This is a genomic window from Corallococcus sp. AB018, assembly GCF_003986945.1.
In the GTDB taxonomy this organism is placed as follows: domain Bacteria; phylum Myxococcota; class Myxococcia; order Myxococcales; family Myxococcaceae; genus Corallococcus; species Corallococcus exiguus.
In genome coordinates, this window is the sequence record NZ_RAWR01000034.1 from 22,153 (window position 1) to 42,215 (window position 20,063).

Here is a 20,063-nt window from a genome sequence, read left to right on the forward strand (position 1 = left end):
CGGGACATCCATGTGACATCCATGCACCATGCCCGCTCTCCCACCAGGGGACCTGGGACCGGGCGTCAGCGCGGAAACACCGGGTCGCAGGACTGCGTGGTCAGCTCGATGGGCGCCGCCACCAGGGTCGCGTTGGTGCCGGAGTTCACCACGCGCAGGTAGTTGCAGGAGCTGCCCAGGAAGCGGGTGGGCGTGTCGGCCGTCAGCGCCTCGATGACGAGCGCGTAGTCGCGGCCCACCGGCACGTCCACGGAAAGCCCCATGGCCGCGCCGCCGGGAGCCGAGGGGAAGCGCAGCGTGCGCCCCGAGTTGCCGTCCGCGTCCTTCAACTCCAGCAGGTCGCTGGAGGACACCTGGGAGGACAGGCAGGTGCGCTGCAGCTCCGTGCAGTTGCGCTTCGTGCCGTCCTTCAACACGGCCACCTGGTACGCGCCCACCTGGCTGGCGACGGCGCGGCTCAAGGTGATGTCCAGGCCCAAGGGCAGGGCCTCCGAAGTGGCGTCCGGGCCGCAGCCGGCGAGCAGCGCCAGCATCAGCAGGGTGGGGCGTCTCATGGTGCTGCGTCCTCCACGCGGATGGTGATGGGCACCCGGCCGCGCTCCTCGGAGGAGGACAGGGCGACCACGCCGGCCGTGCCGCCAATGGCCACCGCGCCCACGGCCACCCAGAGCCAGGGGCTCTTGTACCAGGGGCGGCTCGTCCCTTCCGTCAGGGCCGCGGCGGGTGCGGCCTTCGACGCCACCTGGAAGAGGAGGGGGTGGAACGGATCCCCGCGTCCTGCGAGCCGGCGCTGCGCCGCGTCCACGACCTCGAAGTAGTACTCCACTTCATACGGCGTGGACTCCACCGGCAGCTCATACGCGGGCAGCACGGCGAGGTAGTGCTCGGCCCGGGCGCGGTCGCGCACGAAGTCCACCGACGAGAAGCCCTGCGCCCCGGCGCGCCGGTAGAACAGCCGGGCCCGCGCGCCCAGCGCCATGTCCCGGAGGACGGCGTCCACCTCCACGCGGTCTCCCGGCGCCGGGTCCGGGATGGGGTCCACCTCCAGGGTGACGGGGTGGACGCGGCGGTGGCGCAGGTCCTCCTTCAGCTTCGCGAAGAGGCCGCGGACCTTCGGCGGCGCGGAGCGGGGCAGCTCGAAGTCCGGCCGGGCCTGGAGCAGCTTCTCGTACGCCCCGCGCGCCAGGGCCTCGTCGCCCAGGTAGAGGGCGGTGAGCCCCTGCAGGCGGTAGAGCTCCACCAGCTCGTCGTCCGTGACGTCGGGCGCATCCAGCCCGCCCTGCACCACGCCCAGGGCCTCCTGGAAGCGGCCGGCCTCCAGGAGTTCCTTCGCGGAGTCGATGGCGGGGCTCGTGGGGCCCAACTGGAAGAGGAGGGGAGACGGGGGCAGGGGCGCACGGGCCTGCGCTGGCAGGGCGAGCGTCAGCCCGAGCCCCCAGACACAGAGTGCGCCCCGCCAACCTCGGGCGGGGTTGCGCATCAGATGGAAAGCTAGCAGAGCGGTGTTGAGTGGATCCACGCGGCTCGGCTCGCGAGTCCAACCCGGCGTGTTGACTGAAGGGGGGAGTCCCTCTATGTTGCGCGCCCTTTTGCCGGGAAGCCTTGTAGATGGTCGTAAAGATTGAACAAATCAAAGAAGCAGGGCTGAAGCTCGACGAGCCCATCGCTCCTGGCCTCCTCAAGGAGGCCCTGGAGGGCCAGTCGTCCGGTGAGGGCACTGGCTTTCAGGCGACCGCTCCGTCCACGCTCCACGCCACCCTGCGCAAGCTCAGCGGCGGCGTGCTGCTGAACGGCAACTTCACCGTCCACCTGGGCGCGCCCTGCAAGCGCTGCCTCGCGGACGTGAAGCTGGACCTCCCCGTGTCCTTCATCATCAACCTGGTGCCGGAGTCCCTGGCCCGGGGAGACGACTTCAAGGACGACGACGAGAAGGTCATGGAGAAGAAGGAACGCACCCAGGGTGAATCCGGGGGCACCTTCGAACTGGACGGCACGGACGAGCAGGTTTTCGATGGGAAGACGATCGATCTGGATCCGATCCTCCGGGAACAGGTATTGCTCGCGCTCCCGATGAGCGCGGTCTGTCGGGAAGACTGCCAGGGGCTCTGCTCGCAGTGCGGCCAGAACCTCAATGAAAAGAAGTGCGGCTGCGAGCCGAAGGTCGTGGACCCTCGACTGTCGCCGCTGAAGAACATCAAGCTGAACTGACGGTCCCTATGCCCCTCGCAGGTCGCGAGGGGGGACGGGTCCGATGCCGAGGTGAGCCGTGGGAGTTCCCAAGAAGCGGACGTCGAAGATGCGCCGGGACCGTCGTCGGGCCGGCAACAACAACCTGCGGACCCCCGTGCAGGTCATCAAGTGCTCCAAGTGCAAGGAGCCCGTGATGCCGCACCGCGCCTGCGCGGCCTGTGGCAACTACGGTGGCCGTGAAGTCATCGCGACCGCCGCGGAGTAGTTGAAAGCGGAAGGCTGCCGGTGCGGCTCGTCCTCGACGCGATGGGTGGCGACCACGCCCCCGACGCCGTCGTGGACGGGGGCGTGCTGTTCGCGCGAGCGTATCCCGGGCACGAACTCGTGCTGGTCGGGGACGCCACGCGTGTACGCCCTGTCCTGGAGCGCGCCGGTTCGCCTCCCAACATCCACCTCCACCACGCGTCCGAAGTGGTGGAGATGGACGACCCCGCGACCGCCGCGTTCCGGCGCAAGCGGGACTCCTCGCTCCGGGTGGGCTTCGAGCTCGTCCGGCAAGGGGAGGCGTCCGCCCTCGTGTCGGCGGGCAACTCCGGCGCGGTGATGGCCGGTGGCATGTTGACGCTCGGCCGGATTCCCGGCGTGGAGCGTCCGGCCATCGCGGCCCTGTTCCCGGCCTTGAAGGGCGAAGGCCGCTGCCTGCTGCTGGACGCGGGCGCCAACGTGGACTGCCGTCCCTCGCACCTGGCCCAGTTCGCCGTGCTCGGCGAGGCCTATTCGCGCACCCGCCTGGGCGTGAAGCGTCCCCGGGTGGCGGTGCTCTCCAACGGCGAAGAGGAATCCAAGGGCACGCAGCTCACGCGGGACGTCAGCGCGCTGCTGCGCCGCTCGGACCTGGAGTTCGTGGGCTACGTGGAGGGCAAGGACCTGTTCTCCGGCGACGTGGAGGTCGTCGTGACGGACGGCTTCACCGGCAACATCGTCCTCAAGACCTCCGAGGGCGTGGGCATGGGCATCACCGGACTCCTGCGCTCCGCCATCGAGAAGCGCGGCGGCCTGCCGGAGAAGCTGGGCGCGCTCCTGCTCAAGCCCACCCTGCTGGGGCTGCGCCGCGTCATGGACTACGCCGAATACGGCGGCGCGCCGCTCCTGGGCCTCCAGGGAGTGGGCATCGTCGCGCACGGCCGCTCCTCTCCCCGCGCCATCCACAACGCGCTCGTCACCGCGCTGCAGCATGTGCGCGCGGGCGTGCAGGAAGAGCTGACGCGCTGCATTGCCAACGCCGCCGCCTGGCTTCCTCCCCACCAGCGGGGAAGGAAGGCGGACGGGGACGAAGGGGCCGATTAGAGCGCGCCGGCCATGCGTTGGACTCCGACGACTCGGAGGCCTCTTGGCACGCACGCACATCATCGGAACGGGTTCCTATGCTCCCGCGCAGGTCCTGACCAACCAGGACCTGGAGCGCCTGGTGGACACCAGCGACACGTGGATCCGCGAGCGCACCGGCATCCAGGAGCGCAGGCAGGCCGCCCCCGATGAGGCGACGAGCGACCTGGCGGTGAACGCCTCCCGTCACGCGCTGGAGATGGCGGGCGTGGCGCCCGGCGACCTGGACCTCATCATCGTGGGAACCGTCACCGCGGACATGCCCATGCCTTCGTGCGCCGCGCTGGTGCAGTCGAAGCTGGGTGCGAAGCGCGCCTTCGCCTTCGACGTGTCCGCCGCGTGCGCGGGTGGGCTGTATGCGCTGAGCGTGGCGGACCAGTTCGTGCGCTCGGGCCAGGTGAAGCGCGCGCTCGTCGTGGGCGCGGACCTGCTCACCCGCGCGGTGGATTGGACGGACCGCAACACCTGCGTCCTCTTCGGGGACGGTGCGGGCGCCCTGGTGTTGGCGGCGGAACAGGACGCGGACGAAGACGCCATGGCGCCGCGCGGCATCCTCTCCACCCATCTGCGCACCGACGGCGACCTCGCGAACCTGCTCTGCATCCCTGCCGGTGGCTCGCGTACCCCCGTCACCGCGGACAACGTGGATGCAAATCTTCACAAGCTCAAGATGAGCGGGAAGGAAGTGTTCCGCTTCGCGGTGCGCGCGTTGGTGGAATCCACCCAGACGTCCTTGGGGGCCCACGGGATGGATACGACGCAGGTGGACCACGTCATCGCCCATCAGGCGAACCTGCGAATCCTGGAAGCCGTGATGGAGCGGCTGGAGATTCCCAAGGAAAAATGCTGGCTCAACCTGCACAAGTACGGCAACACGTCGTCCGCCTCGCTGCCCATGTCGCTGGACGAGGCGCAGCGCGCCGGCCGCCTCAAGCGCGGCGACGTCATCGCGATGATGGCCATTGGCGCGGGGATGGCGTGGGGCAGCGCGGTGGTGCGCTGGTAGGCAGGACGACACAAGGAAGGACCGCAACATGGCGAAGGTCGCGTTCGTGTTTCCCGGGCAGGGCAGTCAGGCCGTGGGGATGGGCAAGGACCTCTACGAGCAGTTCCCTGAAGCGCGGGCCGTCTTCGACGCCGTGGACGACGCGCTGCACGAGAAGCTCTCCACCTCCTGCTTCGAGGGCCCGGAAGACGCGCTGAAGCTCACCGCCAATACCCAGCCGGCCATCCTCACGGTGTCGGCCGCGGTTCACGCGGTGTTCCAGAAGCGCGGCCCGGCCCCCGCGTTCGTCGCGGGCCACTCGCTGGGCGAGTACTCCGCGCTGGTGGCCGCGGGCGCCATGAACCTCCAGGACGCGGCGCGGGCGGTGCGCGCGCGCGGCACCTTCATGCAGGAGGCGGTGCCCGTGGGCACGGGCGGCATGGCCGTCATCCTGGGCCTCACCCCGGACGCGGTGAAGGCCGCCTGCGACGCGGCGGCGGAAGGGCAGGTCGTCTCCCCGGCCAACTACAACTCGCCCGAGCAGACGGTCATCGCGGGCCACGCGGCCGCGGTGGAGCGCGCCGGCGCGAAGTGCAAGGAGGCCGGGGCCAAGCGCGTCATGCCGCTGCCCGTCTCCGCGCCCTTCCACTGCGCGCTGATGGACCCCGTGAAGCCGCGCCTGGCGGAGGTGCTGGCGGGCGTGCGCATCCTGGCGCCGTCCGTGCCGGTGGTGAGCAACGTGGAGGCGAAGCCCAACGCGGACGCGTCCCGCGTGGTGCCGCTGCTGCTGGAGCAGGTGAGCTCGCCAGTGCGTTGGATTGAGTGCGTGGAGTCGCTGAAGGCGAACGGCGTCACGCACGTGGTGGAGCTGGGGCCGGGCAAGGTGCTGGGCGGACTCATCAAGCGCATCACCAAGGACATCGAATCGTTCAACGTCGAGAACGCCGCGACCCTGGAGAAGGTGCTCGCCGCGTTGGGGGCAGCATGAGCGGCTTCAAGGACAAGGTGGTGCTGGTGACGGGCGGCTCGCGCGGCATCGGCCGGGCGTGCGCGCAGGCCTTCGCGAAGGCGGGCGCGTCCACCGTGGTCATCAGCTACGTGGGCAACGAGGCCGCCGCGCAGGAGACGGTGGGCCTGCTCCAGCAGGCGGGCGCGAAGGCGGAGGCCGTGCGGTTCGACCTGGCGGACACCGCCGCGTGCGCGGGCGCCATCGACGGCGTCATCAAGGCGCACGGCCGGCTGGACGTGCTGGTGAACAACGCGGGCATGGCCATTGACGGTCTGGTGATGCGCGTCAAGGACGAGGACTGGGACCGGCAGATGGACACCAACCTCCGGGGCGCCTTCGCGCTCATCCGCGCCGCCAGCCGGCCCATGATGAAGCAGCGCTCCGGCGCCATCATCAACATCACCTCGGTCGTGGGGGAGATGGGCAACCCGGGGCAGGCGGCCTACTCGGCGGCCAAGGCGGGGCTCATCGGCCTGACCAAGTCCGTGGCCAAGGAGCTGGCCAGCCGGAGCGTCCGCGTCAATGCCGTGTCCCCCGGGTTCATCGGGACCGACATGACGTCGCACCTGGACGACGAGCTGCGCCAGAAGATGGTGGGCGGCATCGCGCTCGGCCGCCTGGGCAACCCGGAGGAGGTCGCCGGGGCCGTGGTATTCCTCGCGAGTGATGCGGCGTCCTACATCACCGGCGAGGTCCTGAAGGTCAACGGCGGCATGTACATGTAAGCCAAGGTTGGATTGGCGCCGGGCGTGGGATATACCGCGCCCGCCTTGAAGACGGCCCGCGACTCAAAACGGCGGGCCCCATCTGTAGCTGGAGGGTTCTGCACGTATGTCCACCACCGCAACCGACGTGGAAACCAAGATCAAGTCCATCATCGCCGACCAGCTCGGTGTGGGTGAGGATGAGATCAAGCCCGAGTCGTCCTTCATCGAAGACCTGGGCGCGGACAGCCTCGACATCGTCGAGCTGGTCATGGCGATGGAAGAGGAGTTCGAGGTCGAGATTCCGGATGACGAGGCGGAGAACATCAAGACCGTCGGCGACGCCGTGAACTACGTGAAGACCCACAAGAAGTAGGCAGTCGCGACACCCGGAAGTCCGGGGCCTGGGGGAGCGTCCTCACCGGCGCTTCCACGCCCCATCGCGGTCAGCGGAGAAGAACAGTGTCAAACCGTCGAGTCGTCATCACCGGAACCGGCATCATTTCTGCGCTGGGCACCGGCACCGAGAAGAACTGGCAGGCGATGCTGGCCGGTCAATCCGGTATCAGCACGATCACCCGTTTCGACCTGGGGAAGCTCGACGCGCGAATCGCGGGCGAGGTGAAGGACTTCCAGCCCGAGCAGTTCATCGACAGGCGCGAAGTGCGCCGGATGGACCTGTTCGCCCAGTACGCGATGGCCGCGGCCGACATGGCGGTGAAGGAGTCTGGCCTGCCCATCGGCCCGGACGCGCCCCATGGCTACCAGCCGGAGCGCGTGGGCGTCATCGTGGGCTCCGGCATCGGCGGCATCTCCTCCCTGGAGGAGCAGCACCGCAAGGGGCTGGAGAAGGGGTTCGACCGGCTGTCGCCCTTCTTCATCATCCAGATGATCATCAACATGGCGCCTGGGCTCATCTCCATGCGCTACAACTGTAAGGGCCCCAACTGGTCCCCGGTGTCGGCGTGCGCCACCAGCGCGCACGCCATCGGCGAGGCCTGGAAGTCCATCCGCCTGGGTGAGACGGACGCGGCCATCGCGGGCGGCGCGGAAGCGGCCATCACGCCCCTGGGCATGGGCGGCTTCTCCGTGATGAAGGCCCTGTCCACGCGCAACGACGACCCGGCGCGCGCCAGCCGTCCCTTCGACAAGGAGCGCGACGGCTTCGTGATGGGCGAGGGCGCGGGCATCGTCATCCTGGAGGAGATGGAGGCCGCGAAGAAGCGCGGCGCCAACATCCTGGCGGAGGTGGTGGGGTACGGCGCCAACTCGGACGCGTACCACGTCACCCAGCCTGCCCCGGAGGGCGAGGGCGCGGCGCGCTGCATGCGCCTGGCGCTGGCGTCCGCGGGCATGCGGCCGGACCAGGTGGGCTACGTCAACGCCCACGGCACGTCCACGCCGTTCAACGACGCGAACGAGACCAAGGCCCTGAAGGCCGTGTTCGGCGACCACGCGCGCAAGCTGGCGGTGTCGTCCACCAAGTCCATGACGGGCCACATGCTCGGCGCGGCGGGTGGCGCGGAGGCGGTGGTGAGCGTGCAGGTGCTCACCAAGAACGTGCTGCCGCCCACCATCAACATGACATCTCCGGACCCGGACTGCGACCTGGACTACGTGCCCAACACGGCGCGCGACGCCCGTGTCGACGCGGTGATGAGCAACTCGTTCGGCTTCGGCGGCACCAACGCGGTCCTGGTGTTCAAGCGCTTCGCCTGACGGCCATCCGGCCCGCTGCTCCCGGTGACGGGCAGCGGCGGGCAGGGGCCCTCCTTCCCGGCCCCGCCCTCACGGCGCGGGCCCCGCCTTCCGGAGTCCGGCCGTGAAAGTCATCCTCGCCTCCGACCATGCGGGCATCGAGCTGCGCCAGGAACTGGTGGCGCTCCTGAAGGAGCGCGGCGCCGACTTCCAGGACCTGGGCCCCCAGACGCGCGAGTCCGTGGACTACCCGGACTTCGCCTCGCAGGTGGCCCGCCAGGTGGTGTCGGAAGAGGGCACGCTGGGTGTGCTGGTGTGCGGCACCGGCATCGGGATGAGCATCGTGGCCAACAAGCACCGGGGCATCCGGGCGGCCCTGTGCACCACCGAGTTCGAGGCGCGGATGACCCGCGCGCACAACGACGCCAACGTGTTGTGCCTGGGCCAGCGCGTGGTGGGCGCGGGCGTGGCGCGCGGCATCCTGGAGGCCTTCCTCTCCACCGCCTTCGAGGGCGGCCGCCACGAGAAGCGCGTCCAGAAGATTCGCGACGTCGAGGCCCAGCAGCGCTGAGGGCCGTGAGGCGTCCCTTCGCAGTCCCCTTCGTTCGTACGCCAGGAGGCAACCCCCATGGAGAACACCCGCACGCTGTCCCAGGTGGATCCTGAAATCGCCCAGGTGCTCCGGCACGAGACGGAGCGTCAGGAGGAGGGGCTGGAGCTCATCGCCTCGGAGAACTTCGTCAGCCCCGCGGTGCTGGAGGCGGTGGGCTCCGTGCTCACCAACAAGTACGCGGAAGGCTACCCCGGCAAGCGCTACTACGGCGGCTGCGAGGTGGTGGACGTGGCGGAGAACCTGGCCATCGCGCGCGCGAAGGAGCTGTTCGGCGCGGACGCGGTGAACGTGCAGGCGCACTCCGGCAGCCAGGCCAACATGGGCGCCTTCATGGCGCTGATGAAGCCGGGCGAGACGATGCTGTCCCTGGACCTGAACTCCGGCGGCCACCTCACCCACGGCGCGGCGTTCAACTTCTCCGGCAAGCTCTACAAGGTCGTCCACTACGGCCTGTCCCGCGACACGGAGACCATCGACTTCGCGCAAGTGGAGTCGCTGGCCCTGGAGCACAAGCCCAAGGTGCTGGTGGTGGGCGCGAGCGCGTACCCGCGCACGCTCGACTTCGCGAAGTTCCGGGAGATCGCCGACAAGGTGGGCGCCGCCATGCTGGTGGACATGGCCCACATCGCGGGTCTGGTGGCCGCGGGCGTGCACCCGTCGCCGGTGCCCTTCGCTGAAATCGTCACGACGACGACGCACAAGACGCTGCGCGGTCCTCGCGGCGGCATGGTGCTCAGCCGTGAGGCCTTCGCGAAGACCATCAACAGCCAGATCTTCCCCGGCATCCAGGGCGGCCCGCTGATGCACGCCATCGCGGGCAAGGCGGTGGCCTTCAAGGAAGCGCTGTCGCCGGAGTTCAAGACGTACCAGAAGCAGATTGTCGCCAACGCGCAGGCGCTGGCGGAGGCGCTGAAGGCCGCGGGCCTGCGGCTGTGCTCGGGCGGCACGGACAACCACCTGATGCTGGTGGACCTGCGCGCCAAGAAGCTCACCGGCAAGGTGGCCGAGGACGTGCTGGGCAAGGCGGGCATCACGGTCAACAAGAACATGATCCCCTTCGACCCGGAGAAGCCCACGACGACCTCTGGCGTCCGGGTGGGCACCCCGGCCATCACCACGCGCGGTATGCGCGAGGCGGAGATGGCGGTGGTGGGCCGGCTCATCGGCCAGGCGCTGGACGCCGCGCAGGACGACGCGGCGCTCGCGCGGGTCAAGGGGCAGGTGAAGGAGTTGGCGCAGGGCTTCCCGCTGTACGCCTCGCGGTTGAAGTAGCCCGCCCGTGCGCTGCCCCTTCTGTCAGGACCCGGAGAACAAGGTCATCGACTCGCGAGAGTCGCACGAGGGCTCCGTCATCCGGCGGCGCCGCGAGTGCCTGGTCTGCAAGCGCCGCTTCACCACGTACGAGCGGGTGGAGGAGCTCTACCCGCTCATCGTGAAGAAGGACGGGCGCCGCGAGGCCTTCGACCGCGAGAAGATGCTCAACGGCCTGAAGAAGGCGTGTGAGAAGCGCCCGGTGTCCGCCGCGCAGCTGGAGGCGACGGTGGAGGACATCGAGCGGCTGCTCCAGGGGATGGGGGAGAAGGAGGTTCCCTCCTCATCCATTGGCGAGCACGTGATGCGGCGGTTACAGCAACTGGACGAGGTGGCGTACGTTCGCTTCGCGTCCGTGTACCGGAGCTTCCGGGACATCTCCGAGTTCATGCACGAGCTGAAGGACCTGCTCGAGGACCAGGAGCGTGAGCGCAAGGCGAAGCCGCCTGTGACTCCGCCCAAGGACGGTTAGGAAGGGCGGTATGCGCTTGCTCACGAGGTCACGGTTGCAGGCGGTGAAGACGCCCCGCTCCAAGCGCGCGGCGGACTTCGACCACGCGGTGGCCGAGTTCTTCATGCGCATCGCCCTGGAAGAAGCCGCCAAGGGCCTGGGCCGCACCAGCCCCAACCCCGTCGTGGGCGCGGTGCTGGTGAAGGGCGGGCGCATCATCGCGCGCGGCCACCACAAGAAGGCCGGCACGGCGCACGCGGAAGTCGTGGCGCTGGAGGCCGCGGGCTCCAAGGCGCGCGGCGCGGACCTCTACACGACGCTGGAGCCGTGTGACCACTACGGGCGCACCCCGCCGTGCAGCCTGGCGGTGCTGGAGGCCGGCGTGCGGCGCGTGTTCAGCGCGTCGTCGGACCCCAACCCACTGGTCAGTGGCAAGGGGCTCAACCGGCTCAAGCGCGGCGGCGTGGCGGTGGTGACGCACGTCCTCAAGGACGAGGCGGACGCGCTCAACCGGCCCTTCTTCAAGATGATGCGCACGGGCCTGCCGTGGGTGACGCTCAAGGCCGCGGTGACGCTGGATGGGAAGATCGCCGCGCCGTCTGGAGACTCGCGCTGGGTGACGGGCGAGGCTTCGCGCGCGTGGGTGCACCGGCTGCGCAACCAGGTGGACGCCATCCTCGTGGGCGCCAACACCGTGCGCATGGATGACCCGCAGCTCACCACCCGGCTGCCGGGCGGCGGGGGCAAGGACCCGGTGCGCGTGGTGGTGGACTCGCACCTCAAGCTGTCTCCGGGGCACACCGTCTTCACGCAGCGCAGCCCTGCGCGCACCGTCATCGCCACGCTGGAGGACCCGGAGGGACGGCGCGCCCGGCGCTTCCTGGCCCAGGGCGTGGAGGTGTGGAACGTGCGCGCGAAGCAGGACCGCGTGGACCTGAAGGCGGTGCTGAAGCGCGTGAAGAAGGAAGGGCTCAACCACGTGCTCGTGGAGGGCGGCGCGGGCCTGTACGGCACGCTGCTTCGCGAGCACCTGGCGGATGCGCTCGCCCTGTTCCTCGCTCCCAAGCTGGTGGGGGCCGGGGGCCTGTCGTGGGCGGGCGAGCTGGGCGTGAAGGACATGGCCCACGCCCTGGCCGTGAAGGACCTGACGATGGAGAAGGTGGGGGACGACGTCCTCCTGCGCGCGCTGCTCTGAAGGCCAGCGCCCGGACAGGGCATCCGTTAAGGTTCCGGCCATGTTCACCGGACTCATCCAGGACACTGGCACCGTCACCCGCGTCACCACCGGCGCGATGACCGACTTCTGGATTCGCACCTCGCTGGGCGCGGAGGCCTTCGCCCTGGGGGAATCCATCGCCGTGGACGGCGCCTGCCTCACCGTCGTGGAGAAGGGCGGGGACACCTTCCGCGTGCAGGCGGCCCCGGAGACGCTGCGGCGCACCACCCTGGGGGCCCGGAAGACGGGCGACAAGGTGAACCTGGAGCGGGCGCTCGCCCTGGGGGACCGGCTGGGCGGACACCTGGTGTCGGGCCACGTGGACGCCGTCAGTGAAGTGCTGGAGACGTTCGCGGAGGGCGGCTCGTGGGTGATGGTGTTCCGGCTGCCCCCGGAGCTGGCGCCCTGCTTCATCGAGAAGGGCTCCGTCACCATCGACGGCATCAGCCTCACGGTGAACGCGGTGGAGACGGACCGCTTCCGGGTGCAGCTGATTCCGGAGACGCAGGAGCGCACCACCCTGCACGGCAAGGGGCCTGGGGCCCGGGTGAACCTGGAGGGCGACCTCATTGGCAAGTACGTGGCCCGGCTGTACGCCCTCCGGGGCGCCCCGGAGGCCGCCGCCCAGGGAGCGGGGCTGACGGAGGCGGTGGTGCGGGCCGCGGGTTTCAGCCCTCGCGGGTAGGGGCTCGGGTGGTGTAAGGAGCGCGCCATGCCTCGCTACTTCGAAGGGGATTTCCTCCCCCCCCAGGGCCGGTTCGCCATCTGCGTGTCCCGGTTCAACAGCTTCATCACGGAGGAGCTCTTGAAGGGCGCCGTGGACACCCTGGTGCGCCATGGCGTGAAGGACGACGCCATCGACGTGTACCGCTGCCCCGGCACCTATGAGCTGCCCGGCGTCACCCGCCGCGTGTCGGAGGGTGGCCAGTACGCGGGCATCATCGTCCTGGGCGCGGTGATTCGCGGCGGCACCCCCCACTTCGACTACGTGGCTGGCGAGTGCGCCAAGGGCATTGGTTCGGTGGCGTTCAGCGCCGCGGCGGGCCCCCGGCCTGCGGCGGTGACGTTCGGCGTCCTCACGTGCGATACCGTGGAGCAGGCCATCGACCGGGCGGGCGTGAAGGCGGGCAACAAGGGCGCGGAGGCCACGCTGGCCTGCATCGAGATGGTCAACCTCTTCGCGCGGATGTCCGGCGCGGAGCGAAAGGGATAACCGCGATGGGCGCGCGCAGAACGGCACGAGAGCGGGCGCTGCAGGCGCTCTACAAGTTGGAGATGACCCAGGGCGCCACCACGCGGGAGGCCCTGGACGCGGCGTGGGCCGCCTCCTCGGAGGACGGTACGCCGGAGCCGGACGCGGTGAAGTTCGCCAAGGAGATCGTGGAGGGCGTGGAGGCCCACCGCGAGGAGATTGACGGGCTCATCGAACGCCACAGCCACAACTGGCGCCTGGACCGCATGTCCCGTATCGACCGGAACGTGCTGCGGCTGGGCATCTTCGAGCTGAAGTACCGCCCGGACATCCCCCGCAAGGTGACCATCAACGAGGCGGTGGAGCTGGGGAAGAACTTCGGCAACGAGGAGTCGAGCGCCTTCGTCAACGGCCTCTTGGACCGCGTCGCGGTGGCGCTCGGGAAGCCGTGAGCCAGACGCAGACCCTGGACGTGGGCCTGGAGGGCCTGGACGCGCTGAACGGGGTGGACGCCCTCTGCCTCTTCGTGGCCGAGGACGACCGCCCCCTGCCGTCCTCCGCCGGCTACGTGGACTGGCGGCTGTGCGGCGCCCTGTCGCGCGTGCTCCAGGGTGGGTTCTTCACCGGCGTGAAGGACGACTGGCTCCTGTTGCCGTCGGACGGGAAGCTGACCGTGCCGCGCATCTTCGTGGTGGGGCTGGGCTCCCGGAAGCGCCTGGACGCGGCCTCGCTGGGCGAGGCGCTGGCGGGCGCGGCGAAGGTCTTGAGCCGCGCGAAGGTGGAGTCCGTGGCCTTGGAGGTGCCTCAGGGGTCTTCCCTGAGCGACTCCGCTCGGGCGGAGGCGTACCAGCGGCAGTTCCTGCCCGCGTTCAAGGGGGGACGGGTGTCCCTCCTCGCGGACAAGGGCCTTGTCGGGTCGCTGTCATCCCGGAAGGGTTGACGCACAGCGGCCAGACAGGGGTTCTGCTAGCATCCGGCCCTTGAGGCGCGCGCGATGAAGTTCAAGGTGTTGATCGTCGAGGACTCCAAGGTGTCGCGCGAGCACATCGCCGCGACCGTGGAGGCCGTGGACGGCGTCGAGGCCGTCACCACCGCCAGCGGCTTCGAGGCGCTGAAGCTGCTGCCGCGTCAGCGCTTCGACCTGATCATCACCGACATCAACATGCCCGACATCAACGGGCTGGAACTCATCAACTTCGTCAAGAAGAACCCCAACTACCGGGACGTGCCGCTCATCATCGTCACCACCGAGGGGCGTGAGCAGGACCGTTCGCGGGGCATGGCGCTGGGCGCCGCTGGTTACCTGGTGAAGCCGTTCCAGCCGGCGGACCTGGAGGCGCTCCTGCGGCGCTTCCTGAAGCCGCTGTGACGCCTGGGGGCAAGGCGCTCGCGGAGTTCGTCGCCGAGGCCACCGAAATCCTGGATGCGCTGGGCCGCGACCTGCTGGCCCTGGACGAGGCGCGGGGCCTGGAGGCGGACCCCGAGCACATCAACGGCATCTTCCGCGCGGCGCACTCGCTCAAGGGCCTGTCGGGCCTCTTCGGCCAGGAGCGCATCACCCAGCTGGCGCACGCGGCGGAGGACCTGCTGGACCGGCTTCGGCTGGGCCGGCTGACGCTGGACGACCAGGTCCTGGACACGCTGGTGGACGCGCTGGACACGTTCCAGGCGCTGCTCGGAGAGGCGTCCCGGAGCGAGGAGGGCCCCGAGCTCTCCCAGCGCACCCGCGACATGGAGGACCGCATGGCGCGGCTGGGGTCGCCCCCGCCCGCCGTGGAAGAGGATCCGCTGGAGCGGCTGGAGCTGGACGCGACGGTGCGCGCCGTCTTCACCGAGTACGAGGAACACCGGCTGCGCGAGAACGTGCGGCGCGGGGTGGCGCTGTGGCGGGTGCGCGCGGCGTTCGACCTCACGGACTTCGACCAGGGACTCGCGGACCTGAACGCGCGCCTCAAGCCCCTGGGCGAGGTCATCAGCACGCTGCCCTCGTCGCGGCCGGGCGGCTCCACCGGCATCGCGTTCGATCTCATCTTCGGCGCGAAGGTGGGTGCGCAAGCGCTGGAGGACGGCCTCCGGGGCACGCCCGCGGAGCTGGCGCCGCTGTCCGTCCGGCCGCCGGAATCGGGCTCGACGGGGCCCGCGTTCGACATGCCTCGGCCACGCGATGCCGCGACCGTGCGCGAGGACGTCGAGGTGCTGCCTCCGGAGGACGAGGACGCGGAGGGGCCGGTGGAGACCCGAGGCCTCGCGACCGTGTCCGCGCACCCGGGAGCAAGCCCTCCGCGCATGCGGGCGGTGACGCCTCCGGCCACGGTGGTGGGGCTCCAGGCCGCCGCGTCCGCGCCCCTCACCGCGGGCCGCCCCAAGGCGGAAGAGACGTCCCTGCGCTCGCTCACGCAGACCGTGCGCGTGGACATCGGGCGGTTGGACGGGCTCATCAACATGGTGGGCGAGCTGCTGCTTATCAAGGCCAACCTCCAGCGGCTGGCGGAGACGTCCCGGCAGGACGGCACCGTCGCGCTGTCCAAGCTCTTCGGCCAGGAGCTGTCGCGGGAGACGCGGCAGCTGGAGCGCAAGCTGGAGGCGCTCCAGGAGGGGCTGCTCGAAGCGCGCATGGTCCCGGTGGGCCAGGTCTTCGACAAGCTGGCGCGGCTGGTGCGCAAGATTGCCCGCGAGGCCGGCAAGGAGATCGACTTCGTCAGCTCCGGCGGCGAGGTGGAGCTGGACAAGCTCATCGTGGAGGAGCTCAGCGACCCGCTGATGCACCTCATCCGCAACGCCATCGACCATGGCGCGGAGGGCCCGGAGTCGCGGCTGTCCGCGGGCAAGTCCCGGCGCGCGACGGTCCGGCTGCGCGCGGAGCAGAAGGGCAACCACGTCGTCATCAGCGTGTCCGACGACGGCTCGGGCATCGACGAGGTGCGCGTGCGCGAAGTGGCGCTGTCGCGCGGGCTCGTCACCCCGTCGCAGGTCAGTGAGATGACGCGGCGCGAGCTGCTCAACCTCATCTTCCTGCCGGGCTTCTCCACCCGCTCCAGCGTCAGCGCGCTCTCCGGAAGAGGCGTGGGCCTGGACGTGGTGAAGAACAACCTGGGCAACCTCTCCGGCATCATCGACGTGTGGAGCGAGCGCGGGAAGGGCACGGCCTTCCACCTGACGCTGCCGGTGACGCTGGCCATCGTGCGCGCGCTGGTGGTGGGCGTCAGCGGCCGCACCTACGCGGTGCCGCTCAACAGCGTGCTGGAAATCCTGTCCGTGCAGCCGCGCGACATCCGCACCGTGGAGCGGCGCGAGGTGTTGGACCTGCGCGGCCAGACGCTGCCCTTCCTGCGTCTGGGGCGCCTGTTCCACCTGCCGGAGCGCGAGGTGAGCCGCCACTTCGTCGTCGTGGTGGGCCTGGCGCAGCAGCGGCTGGGCATCGCGGTGGACGAGCTCTTCGGCCAGCAGGACATCGTCACCAAGCCCCTGGGCGGCCGGCTGAGCCGCGTGAAGGGCATCTCCGGCGCCACCGACCTGGGCAACCGCCGCACCGTCCTGGTGCTGGATGTCGCGGAACTCCTGGAAGAGGGCATCGCGCAGGAGCGGCGCCGCGCTTGAGGCGTCCACGCCGGGGGCTGCTATCCTCCCGGGCGTGTCCCGTTTCGAAGCCCTGCTCGACGCGTTCTTCTACCGTCCGGACGAGGACGTCGGCGGCCTGCTGGACTTCGCCGCGGGCAGTGACGACCTGGCGCAGCCTCTGCTGGAGGAGGAGCCCGTCGAGTACCTGGCCTTCCGCCTGGAGGCGGAGTGCTACGCGGTGCCCATCCTCGCGGTGAGGGAGATCTGCAAGGTGCCGCTGCTCACGGAGATTCCGCGCGCGGAGCCGCAGCTGTTGGGCGTGATGAACCTGCGCGGGGAGCTGTTGCCCGTCTACGACGTGAAGCTGCGGCTGCGGCTGGCGGACGTGCCGCCACTGGTGGCGGGGCCGGACGCGGGCCTGCCGCCCCGGGCCTCGCGCATCCTGGTGCTCAAGACGGAGGACGGGCCCGCGGGCGTATGGGTGGACTCGGTGGCGGGTGTGGTGCGGCTCAAGCCGTCCATGGTGGAGCTGTCGCCCGCGGGGCTGCGGGGAGACCGGGACTGCGTGGCGGGGTTGGGGCGCAAGGGCTCGCAGCTCTACATCCTGTTGGATCCGGAGCAGGCGCTCGCCCCATGACGGACCCCGTGAACCTGATGGTCCGCCGACCGCGCGGCGAGAAGACCTCCGAGACGCCCTCGGCCGAGGTGCAGCTGTGCGCCTTCTTCGTGGGCAACGAGGAGTACGTGCTGGACATCATGCGCGTGGAGGAGATCCTCCCGCCCCAGCGCGTGATTCCCATCCCGCACGCGCCCGCCTTCGTGGAGGGCGTGCTGCACCTGCGCGGCGCGATGCTGCCCGTGGTGGACCTGCGGCGGCGCTTGCTGGGCGAGCCCGCGCAGGAGACGCGGCGCACGCGCCTGCTCGTGTGCCGGCTGGGAACGCGGCGCGTGGTGACGCGGGTGGACCGCGTGGCGGAGGTGCTGCGCGTGCGCCGGGCTGACATCAAGCCCGCGCCGGCGCTCATGGCCGGGGGGCGCACGCCGTTCGTGGTGGGCGTGTGCGGACCGCCGGAGCGGCTGAGGCTGCTCTTGGACTTGAAGGCGCTCCTGCGCGCGGAGCTGGAGCGCGACTCCCGCCCGCCGCCCGCTGGCTGAGCGCGCGTTTTCGGCGTGCGCATCCCGGCTTTAGGAGGGGGCCTCATGCGAGACCTGAGCGGGCACCGGAAGTCCCTGGGGTTCCTCTACCTGTTCGTGCACACGCTGATGCTGGCGGGCACGGGCGTGCTGGCGTACGTCACGGCCGCCCTGGGCTTCGTCGCCGCCGCCGGCAGGTCCGCCCCCGCGATTCCGGTGTGGGAGAACCCGCTCGTCCTCGCGATGGCGGGCATCTTCGTGGTGCTCCTGGCGGCGTCCATCGCAGGGCTCGCCCTGGGCCTGGGGCTCGTGCGCGGCCGCCCCGTCTCCAAGGGCCTGGCGACGTTGCTCGGCCTCGTGGCCCTGCCCACTTTTCCGCTAGGTACGGTGCTGGGCGTCTACTCGCTCTGGTTCTTCGGCCAGGAGGGCTGGGACGCGGACCTCCAGGAGGCCTGAGCGCGCCGCGTGTGGCGAAGGGTGCGAAGGTGAACGTTTCCATCCGGCGCAGGGCTGTCCACCTGCGGTGGGAGCAGTCTCGTGGGACGCGACTCCCCCGGCGGCTTCGAGCAGGATGGAGCCAAACCGAGCAACACGAGCCCCGAAGGAGGACGGCGGATGAGCGACACGGTGCGGTCCCCCGCGGGGCAGGAAGAGGCGCGGTATCGGGCATTGCAGGCGGTGGATCCGCGTGCGCCCGGAGCCCTGGAGACCTTCACCACCGGTCTGCATGACGAGAGCTGGCGCGTGCGCCACGCGGCGGCGGAAGGACTGCGCCACGTGCCGGATGCGCGGAGCGTCACCGCGCGGCTCATCTCCGTCCTGGGCAAGCGCGGCGAGACGGGCGCGCGCAACGCGGCGGCCGAGGCGCTGGCCGGAATGGGCCCGGTGGCGATCCCGCCGCTGGTGCACCTGCTGGAGCACGAGGATCCGGATCAGCGGAAGCTGGCGGCGGACATCCTGGGCCAGCTGGGCCGTCCGGAGGTGGAGGACGTGCTCCTGCGCGCGCTCTCCGACGACGACCTCAACGTGCGCGTGGCGGCCGCGGAGGCGCTGGGCCGGATGGGCGGGGACGCCGCGGCGCGGGCGCTGGAAGGCCTGCTGGACGCGCCCACGCCCCTGTTGCGACTGGCCGCGCTGGAGGGGCTCGCGTCGCTCAAGCGCGCGCCCCCGTTGGTGCGGGTGCTGGCGCTGGTCGAGGACCCGGGGGTACAGCGCAGCGCCCTGCGGCTCCTCGGCCTGTACCCCCCGGGCGTGTCCACGGAGCGCATCTGCCGGGCGCTGGCGTCGCCGGTGCGCTCGGTGCGCGAGGCGGCGCTCGTCGCGCTGGGGAAGCAGGCCGTGGGGCTGGGCCCGTACGAGCGCGGTGAGCTGGATGCCGTGGCTCGCTCGGTGCTGAGCGGCATCCCAGGTGTGACGGCGCATGTGGCGCAGGCCCTGGACGGCGATGATGTCCGGGTGCGGGCCGGCGCGCTGGTGGCGGCCGGAGCGCTGGGCGAAGCGTCGCTCGCGGTGGCGGTGGCGGAGGTGGCGCGCGAGGACCGGCTGTTGCGCGAGGTGCTCTTCACGCTGGGCCAGCTGGGGCCGGAGGGCCGTCGCCTGCTGCTCGGGAGCATGGGCACGCTGTCGCTGCCCGCGCGCACGGTGGCGGCCGAGGCGCTGGTGTTGCTGGTGGACTCGACGTCGGTGTCGGAGCTGTGCGCGCTCCTGGAGTGGGCGGAGGACGACCTGCGCGCGGTGGTGGTGCGCGCGCTGGGGCGCACGCGCTCGCCGGAGGCCGTGGCGCCGCTGGTGGAGCTGCTCTCGGACCCCGCGCTGTCGGGCATGGCGGCGCGAGCGCTGGAGCAGCTGACCGTGGCCCACCCGCTGGCGGCGCTGGCCGCGCTGGAGGAGGCGGTGGAGCAGCGCACGACGCCCGCGGCGGTGGCGGTGCTGGGCCGGTTGGGTGGAGCGCGGGTGCTGCCCGTGCTGCGGCGGATTGCTCGCGATGAAGACGCTTCCTGGCGCGCGGCGGCGGTCGAGGCCGCGGGCCGGGCGGACGGCGAGGCCGGCATGGAGCTGGCGCGCGGCGCGCTGGCGGACGAGTCCCCCAAGGTGCGCATCGCCGCGGTGCGCTCCCTGGGGCAGCAGGGCGGCAGGGAGGCCGCGACGTTCCTGGGGCTCGCGCTGAAGGACGAGGACCGCGGTGTGCGAGTGGCCGCGGTGGAGGCCGTGGGCGTGGCGGGCGCGAAGGAGCGCTCGCCGGACCTGGAGGCCCTGGTGCGCCACGGCGATGGTGCGCTCGCGATGCTGGCGGTGCGCGCACTGACGAAGCTGGGCACGGTGGGCGCGGGCGTGCTGTGGGACGCGCTCAGCCATCACGACGCGGAGGTGGTGAAGGCGGCGTTGGCGGCGCTGGGGTCGGCGGAGGCCTCGGCGGATGGGGCGGCGCTGGCGGTGTCGCTGCTGGGGCATCCCCGCTGGGACGTGCGGGCGACCGCGGCGCGCGTGCTGGGCGGGCTGGGGCGGCCGGAGTGCCTGCCCGCGCTCGAGCAGGCGATGGCGGTGGAGCAGGACGCGCTGGCCCAGGTGGCGCTGGCGGAAGCGGTCGTCCGGTTGTCGGGGCGCTGAGGAGAGGAC

Annotated in this window: 24 protein-coding genes; 22 read left to right on the top strand and 2 right to left on the bottom strand. The window is 70.8% G+C overall.

All coding sequences use genetic code 11. The features are described from left to right. Positions 1-65: 65 nt before the first annotated feature. Both D7Y11_RS09935 and D7Y11_RS09940 read right to left on the bottom strand, forming a co-directional pair. Complete coding sequence (locus D7Y11_RS09935) at positions 66-554, bottom strand: hypothetical protein (protein WP_120576305.1); 489 nt, start codon at positions 552-554, stop codon at positions 66-68. Then, on the bottom strand, positions 551-1,480 hold the full coding sequence (locus D7Y11_RS09940; protein WP_120576304.1) for a hypothetical protein: 930 nt from the start codon (positions 1,478-1,480) through the stop codon (positions 551-553). The genes D7Y11_RS09935 and D7Y11_RS09940 overlap by 4 nt, the downstream gene beginning before the upstream one ends. 128 nt (positions 1,481-1,608) lie before the next feature. Here D7Y11_RS09940 and D7Y11_RS09945 point away from each other — a divergent pair, with 128 nt between their 5' ends. The 22 genes from D7Y11_RS09945 (at position 1,609) to D7Y11_RS10050 (ending at position 20,054) form a co-directional block, all read left to right on the top strand. Next, positions 1,609-2,208, top strand: coding sequence for a DUF177 domain-containing protein (locus D7Y11_RS09945; protein ID WP_120576303.1), 600 nt, complete (start codon positions 1,609-1,611; stop codon positions 2,206-2,208). 58 nt (positions 2,209-2,266) lie between these two features. Then, complete coding sequence (rpmF, locus tag D7Y11_RS09950; RefSeq protein ID WP_014395447.1) at positions 2,267-2,455, top strand: 50S ribosomal protein L32; 189 nt, start codon at positions 2,267-2,269, stop codon at positions 2,453-2,455. Between the two features lie 20 nt (positions 2,456-2,475). Further along, positions 2,476-3,537 (top strand): phosphate acyltransferase PlsX, encoded by a 1,062-nt coding sequence (gene plsX / locus D7Y11_RS09955; protein ID WP_120576302.1) that lies wholly within the window; start codon positions 2,476-2,478, stop codon positions 3,535-3,537. A gap of 43 nt (positions 3,538-3,580) precedes the next feature. Beyond that, positions 3,581-4,582, top strand: coding sequence for a beta-ketoacyl-ACP synthase III (locus D7Y11_RS09960; RefSeq protein WP_121752171.1), 1,002 nt, complete (start codon positions 3,581-3,583; stop codon positions 4,580-4,582). A gap of 28 nt (positions 4,583-4,610) precedes the next feature. Continuing rightward, complete coding sequence (fabD, locus tag D7Y11_RS09965; protein WP_120576300.1) at positions 4,611-5,549, top strand: ACP S-malonyltransferase; 939 nt, start codon at positions 4,611-4,613, stop codon at positions 5,547-5,549. Next, a complete protein-coding gene (gene fabG / locus D7Y11_RS09970) occupies positions 5,546-6,295 on the top strand; it encodes a 3-oxoacyl-[acyl-carrier-protein] reductase (protein ID WP_120576299.1) in 750 nt (249 codons plus the stop codon). Before fabD ends, fabG begins: the two co-directional genes overlap by 4 nt. A 106-nt stretch (positions 6,296-6,401) precedes the next feature. Further along, entirely contained in the window at positions 6,402-6,650 is a 249-nt protein-coding gene (acpP, locus tag D7Y11_RS09975) for an acyl carrier protein (RefSeq protein ID WP_014395452.1), read from the top strand. Positions 6,651-6,736: 86 nt separating this feature from the next. Then, positions 6,737-7,993: a beta-ketoacyl-ACP synthase II gene (fabF, locus tag D7Y11_RS09980; RefSeq protein WP_120576298.1), complete on the top strand. Its 1,257-nt coding sequence runs from the start codon at positions 6,737-6,739 to the stop codon at positions 7,991-7,993. Between the two features lie 103 nt (positions 7,994-8,096). After that, positions 8,097-8,543, top strand: a complete 447-nt coding sequence (rpiB, locus tag D7Y11_RS09985) for a ribose 5-phosphate isomerase B (protein WP_121762699.1) — start codon at positions 8,097-8,099, stop codon at positions 8,541-8,543. A 57-nt stretch (positions 8,544-8,600) separates the two neighbouring features. Further along, positions 8,601-9,857 carry a serine hydroxymethyltransferase gene (glyA, locus tag D7Y11_RS09990; RefSeq protein WP_126933562.1) on the top strand — a complete coding sequence of 419 codons (1,257 nt, stop codon included), beginning with the start codon at positions 8,601-8,603 and terminating at the stop codon, positions 9,855-9,857. Positions 9,858-9,864: 7 nt separating this feature from the next. Then, positions 9,865-10,368: a transcriptional regulator NrdR gene (gene nrdR, locus D7Y11_RS09995; RefSeq protein WP_120576295.1), complete on the top strand. Its 504-nt coding sequence runs from the start codon at positions 9,865-9,867 to the stop codon at positions 10,366-10,368. 10 nt (positions 10,369-10,378) lie between these two features. Continuing rightward, the gene (gene ribD, locus D7Y11_RS10000) at positions 10,379-11,542 is read left to right on the top strand and encodes a bifunctional diaminohydroxyphosphoribosylaminopyrimidine deaminase/5-amino-6-(5-phosphoribosylamino)uracil reductase RibD (protein WP_120576294.1); all 1,164 of its coding nucleotides are present in this window, start codon (positions 10,379-10,381) and stop codon (positions 11,540-11,542) included. 40 nt (positions 11,543-11,582) lie between these two features. Then, positions 11,583-12,248 (top strand): riboflavin synthase, encoded by a 666-nt coding sequence (locus D7Y11_RS10005; RefSeq protein ID WP_120576293.1) that lies wholly within the window; start codon positions 11,583-11,585, stop codon positions 12,246-12,248. Positions 12,249-12,275: 27 nt separating this feature from the next. Further along, positions 12,276-12,776: a 6,7-dimethyl-8-ribityllumazine synthase gene (gene ribE, locus D7Y11_RS10010; protein WP_120576292.1), complete on the top strand. Its 501-nt coding sequence runs from the start codon at positions 12,276-12,278 to the stop codon at positions 12,774-12,776. Positions 12,777-12,781: 5 nt separating this feature from the next. Then, positions 12,782-13,207: a transcription antitermination factor NusB gene (gene nusB / locus D7Y11_RS10015; protein WP_120576291.1), complete on the top strand. Its 426-nt coding sequence runs from the start codon at positions 12,782-12,784 to the stop codon at positions 13,205-13,207. Then, complete coding sequence (locus D7Y11_RS10020; RefSeq protein WP_120567723.1) at positions 13,204-13,695, top strand: M17 family peptidase N-terminal domain-containing protein; 492 nt, start codon at positions 13,204-13,206, stop codon at positions 13,693-13,695. Before nusB ends, D7Y11_RS10020 begins: the two co-directional genes overlap by 4 nt. Positions 13,696-13,749: 54 nt before the next feature. Further along, positions 13,750-14,124 carry a response regulator gene (locus tag D7Y11_RS10025; protein ID WP_120567722.1) on the top strand — a complete coding sequence of 125 codons (375 nt, stop codon included), beginning with the start codon at positions 13,750-13,752 and terminating at the stop codon, positions 14,122-14,124. Continuing rightward, entirely contained in the window at positions 14,121-16,352 is a 2,232-nt protein-coding gene (locus D7Y11_RS10030) for a chemotaxis protein CheA (RefSeq protein WP_121752168.1), read from the top strand. Before D7Y11_RS10025 ends, D7Y11_RS10030 begins: the two co-directional genes overlap by 4 nt. Positions 16,353-16,386: 34 nt before the next feature. After that, positions 16,387-16,950 (top strand): chemotaxis protein CheW, encoded by a 564-nt coding sequence (locus tag D7Y11_RS10035; protein WP_120576288.1) that lies wholly within the window; start codon positions 16,387-16,389, stop codon positions 16,948-16,950. Further along, the gene (locus tag D7Y11_RS10040) at positions 16,947-17,468 is read left to right on the top strand and encodes a chemotaxis protein CheW (RefSeq protein ID WP_120576287.1); all 522 of its coding nucleotides are present in this window, start codon (positions 16,947-16,949) and stop codon (positions 17,466-17,468) included. The genes D7Y11_RS10035 and D7Y11_RS10040 overlap by 4 nt, the downstream gene beginning before the upstream one ends. Positions 17,469-17,513: 45 nt before the next feature. Beyond that, positions 17,514-17,903 (top strand): hypothetical protein, encoded by a 390-nt coding sequence (locus tag D7Y11_RS10045; RefSeq protein ID WP_121752167.1) that lies wholly within the window; start codon positions 17,514-17,516, stop codon positions 17,901-17,903. Positions 17,904-18,062: 159 nt separating this feature from the next. Beyond that, complete coding sequence (locus D7Y11_RS10050) at positions 18,063-20,054, top strand: HEAT repeat domain-containing protein (RefSeq protein ID WP_121752166.1); 1,992 nt, start codon at positions 18,063-18,065, stop codon at positions 20,052-20,054. Positions 20,055-20,063 lie beyond the last annotated feature (9 nt).